We start from the raw sequence: 749 nt of genomic DNA on the forward strand, positions 1-749 counted from the left end.
CGCCCTACAGTGATCAACTGGACGACGCGGCGCTGGCGCATTGCCTTGCTAATATCGATCTGGCCAAGCAGCATCCCGGTCATGTCAGCGCCTTTCTCGGCGAGGTCCCTCTCGCCCAGCAAGTCGAGTTCGCAATCGCGCACCACATCGCGGTTGAGGACCTGAAGGCGTTTGCCGCCAAGTTCTCTGCCTGGTCCGGCGAGAGCTATCCGCTCGTCGCGTAATGGCTGGACTTGATAGCCGACGCCCGTCCGAATGGCGGCGGCTTTTTGGTATCACTATCGACCTGATCGATCAGCTTCGCGAGAATGCCGGGGGCGATGACTTTGAATGGTCATTTGGCGGCGGAACGGCGATGATGATCCAGATCGGCCATCGCGAGAGCCATGACATCGATATCTTCCTCGACGACCCTCAATTGCTCGGATTCATCGACCCCTCCAGAAGCCACCTGCACTTCGAAACGATGCCGTCCGACTATCTGGGTGACGGGCTTCGGTTTCAGAAGTTCGCCTTCGAGGGAATTGGCGAAATCGACTTCATCGTTGCCGGAGCGCTGACAACGATGCCTTTCGAGACCCGTGCGGTGGAAGGCACGACGGTGCGTCTCGAGACCATTCCGGAAATTATCGCCAAGAAGGTATATTACCGGGGATCGGAAGCCAAACCGCGCGACATCTTCGACATCGCCGCCGCAGCCCGGTCGCAACTGGACGAGGTCGTCAACGCTCTGCGTGCGCTCCCAGAAC

At 59.1% G+C, this 749-nt stretch carries 2 protein-coding genes; both read left to right on the forward strand.

The window, feature by feature from the left end; genetic code table 11:
- The coding region (locus EN780_RS36080; protein WP_128276587.1) for a hypothetical protein at nucleotides 1-224 on the forward strand (224 nt) is incomplete at its 5' end.
- Nucleotides 224-749, forward strand: a 526-nt coding sequence (locus EN780_RS36085; protein WP_128276588.1) for a nucleotidyl transferase AbiEii/AbiGii toxin family protein, incomplete at its 3' end; no start/stop codon positions are given. The genes EN780_RS36080 and EN780_RS36085, both read left to right, overlap by 1 nt.

It is taken from the genome of Mesorhizobium sp. M4B.F.Ca.ET.089.01.1.1 (assembly GCF_004022605.1).
In the GTDB taxonomy this organism is placed as follows: Bacteria; Pseudomonadota; Alphaproteobacteria; order Rhizobiales; family Rhizobiaceae; genus Mesorhizobium; species Mesorhizobium abyssinicae.